This is a genomic window from Butyricicoccus sp. (assembly GCF_050872565.1).
Lineage (GTDB): Bacteria > Bacillota > Clostridia > Oscillospirales > Butyricicoccaceae > Butyricicoccus_A.
On sequence record NZ_JBNMHC010000268.1, the window covers coordinates 1 to 3,184 of the forward strand.

At 50.6% G+C, this 3,184-nt stretch carries 3 protein-coding genes and 1 riboswitch; all 3 genes read left to right on the top strand.

The features are described 5' to 3' along the window. Positions 1-43: 43 nt before the first annotated feature. Positions 44-149: riboswitch (TPP riboswitch) on the top strand. A 131-nt stretch (positions 150-280) separates the two neighbouring features. Continuing rightward, positions 281-1,072: a bifunctional hydroxymethylpyrimidine kinase/phosphomethylpyrimidine kinase gene (gene thiD, locus ACR0P9_RS09835; protein ID WP_432619678.1), complete on the top strand. Its 792-nt coding sequence runs from the start codon at positions 281-283 to the stop codon at positions 1,070-1,072. 35 nt (positions 1,073-1,107) lie between these two features. After that, a complete protein-coding gene (locus tag ACR0P9_RS09840; protein ID WP_432619680.1) occupies positions 1,108-1,704 on the top strand; it encodes an ECF transporter S component in 597 nt (198 codons plus the stop codon). A 3-nt stretch (positions 1,705-1,707) separates the two neighbouring features. Further along, the coding region (locus ACR0P9_RS09845) for an ABC transporter ATP-binding protein (RefSeq protein ID WP_432619682.1) at positions 1,708-3,184 on the top strand (1,477 nt) is incomplete at its 3' end.

Sequence of the window (3,184 nt, forward strand, 5' to 3'; positions counted from 1 at the left end):
CAATCAGTTCTTGACGGAAAGAAATAAAGATAATATAATAAATTGAACGAAACAGGGGAGCTTGTGTAAACCGGCTGAGAGTAGGCAACCGCCTTGACCCTTGACCTGATTTGGGTAATGCCAACGTAGGAAGAGATTTTTTGACTTGCGCATCGGATTACCGAGTGCGCTTTTTCTTTTGCAAAAATCTTGCAGGGTTTCGTTTTTGAAGCGGTTGATTGGGGGCACCACCTTCCGCCGCTATACAAAATCAATGACTGTGAAAGGAGACAAGTTCACAATGAAAACAGCATTGACGATCGCAGGAAGTGATTCCTGCGGAGGCGCCGGAATTCAGGCAGACATCAAGACAATGACGGCAAATGGCGTATACGCCATGAGTGCAATCACTGCCCTGACTGCGCAGAATACTACCGGCGTAACAGGTATTATGGAGGTGACTCCGGAGTTTTTGCGAGAGCAGCTGACCGATGTCATTGAGGACATCGCGCCGGACGCCGTAAAAATTGGTATGGTTTCTTCCAGCGGACTGATTCAGGTCATCGCAGATACTATTGAGAAGTATCAGCTCAAGAATGTCGTCGTCGATCCGGTAATGGTTGCAACAAGCGGCGCAAAGCTCATCAGCGATGAGGCGATTGACACGCTTAAAACCCAACTGATTCCGAAAGCAACGGTGATTACGCCAAACATTCCGGAGACCGAGGTTCTTTTCGGCAAGAAAATTACCAGTGCAGATGAGATGGTTGAAGCGGCAAAATGGATCAGCGAGACCTATCACTGCGCGGTTCTGTGCAAGGGCGGACATAATCTGAACGACGCGAACGATTTACTGTATCGGGATGGCGGGTATCAGTGGTTTAAGGGAAAACGCATTGACAACCCCAATACCCATGGTACCGGCTGCACACTGTCCAGTGCCATTGCCTCCAATCTTGCCAAGGGCATGAATCTGGACGAAGCTGTGGACTGCGCCAAGCGATATATTTCCGGCGCACTGGCAGCCATGCTGGATCTGGGAAAGGGCAGCGGTCCGATGAATCATGCCTTTGCGATTGAAGGCAAATATTAAGTCGTTTCAGGGAGTAAGAAAAAAGAATTATGAATATGAAGTGGAAATTAAAAGACATTCTGATGGTCGCCATCGTAGGCGTGCTGTTTTCGTTCCTGTTTCTGGGCGCGAATTATATTGGAACAGCACTGATTGCCGTTCTGACGCCGTTCGGCCTGAATATGTTGGCATATCAGATTATCTATGGTGTATGGTTTATGGCGGCAACTTTTGCAACCTATGTGATTCAAAAGCGCGGCGTTGGTTTGGTTGCAGAAATGCTCGCTGCTATCATTGAGATGATGATGGGCGGTATGTTTGGTGTATCTACGCTGGTCAGCGGTTTCTTTCAGGGCTTGGGCTGCGAATTGGGCTTTGCGGCATTTCGCTACAAGAGATTTGATTGGTCTTCGATGATTCTCAGCTCGATTATTTGCGCGGTTCTGACATTCTTTATTCCGGAATATTTCTTCTATGGCTACAGTGAATATCCGGTATCGATTCTGGCGGTCATGCTGGTTCTGCGTGTTATCAGCTCGATTATCTTTACTGGCATTGTGTCCAAGCTGATTGGCGATGGCCTGGCAAAGGCTGGCGTTCTGCGCGGCTATGCGCTGGGCATGAAGCAGGATCTTCCGGAGGAAGTGGAATAATCCATGGAACAGGCTGCGATTGTATGCGAAAACCTGACGTTTCGCTATTTCGAGAAATCTAAACCGGTGATTGACAAGGCATCGCTGACGATTCCGGCGGGAGAGATTACCGTTTTGATGGGGAGCAGCGGCTGCGGAAAAAGTACGCTGGCAGCGATTTTGTGCGGCTTGCTGCCGGAAAACGGCGGTTTCTTGACCGAGGGTTCGATTACATTGTTTGGCACACCGCTCAAACAGCTGCGTCCGAGTGACCGCGCAAAAAAGATTTCTATGATGTTCCAGAATCCGGATTTGCAGTTTTGCATGGCGACGCTGCGCGAGGAACTGTATTTCTGTATGGAAAATATCAGCGTGCCAGTAGAACAAATGCAGGAGCGAGCAGAGCAGTCTGCCCGCGTGATGGGCACGGCGCACTTGCTGGACAGAAAGCTGTTCAGTCTGTCCGGCGGTGAAAAACAACGGGCGGTTTTGACCTGTATTCATCTGCTGGATGCCTCGTGTATTTTGCTGGATGAGCCGTTTGCCAACTTGGATCCGGACGCTGTACAGGAAATGATGGTCTTGCTGCGCCGGATGTGTCGAGAGCAGGGAAAAACAATCGTGGCGATTGACCACATGGCAGACCACTGGATTGGCACAGCGGATCGATTCCTGCTGCTCGGTGAAGGCGGACAGGTACTGTGCGAGACCAAAACGGCAGAACAGCTGGAGCAGGCGCGCCCGCTGTTTCGGGAACAGGGTGTTGCCTATCCGGGCATCTGGCAGGAGACGCGCAAACTGCCGTGTGTAGAGAAGCAGTCAGAGGATGGGCTGCGCTTGAGTCATGTGACGATGCCGAAAATTCCGCAAAAGCCGAAAAAACGCCGTCGGATGCGAGAAAATATTGCTGAACCAGACAGCTTGCTGTTTCAGGGAGAAGCAATATTTCCGGATGGCTGCATTACCGCTATTTTGGGACCGAGCGGCTGCGGAAAAACATCCTTGATGATGACTCTGCTCAAACAGCGCGATTATCTGGGAGATATTGCGATTGTAGAAAACGGATACGTGCGAGAGCTTCGCTCGATTGACCAGAAGGGCTGCTTTGATGAGGTGGGCATTGCCTTTCAGAATCCATCCAATCAGTTTATCACACAGAACGTGACGGAAGAAGTGACGGATGGACTGAGCCGCAGATATGCGAAAGAATCCCCGGAACAGATCAAACAGCGGGCATTGGATATGCTGGATACCTGCGGTCTGCGCAAGTATCAAAAATTCTCGCCATATATGCTCAGTCAGGGACAGCAGCGCCGATTGGCTGTGCTGTCTGTTCTGGCAGGCGGTCAAAAGCTGCTCTTGCTGGATGAGCCGACATATGGACAGGATTATCGCTCGGCACGGGCACTGATGGATCAGGTTTGTGCGCGTGTCAAAGAAGACGGTCTGACGGTGATTATGACGACGCATGACCGCGGTTTGGCGCAGGCCTATGCGGACG

Excerpts from the sequence above, each read along its gene's own strand:
- thiD (WP_432619678.1), top strand. The coding sequence starts at position 281 with ATGAAAACAGCATTGACGATCGCAGGAAGTGATTCCTGCGGAGGCGCC.
- ACR0P9_RS09840 (WP_432619680.1), top strand. The coding sequence starts at position 1,108 with ATGAAGTGGAAATTAAAAGACATTCTGATGGTCGCCATCGTAGGCGTG.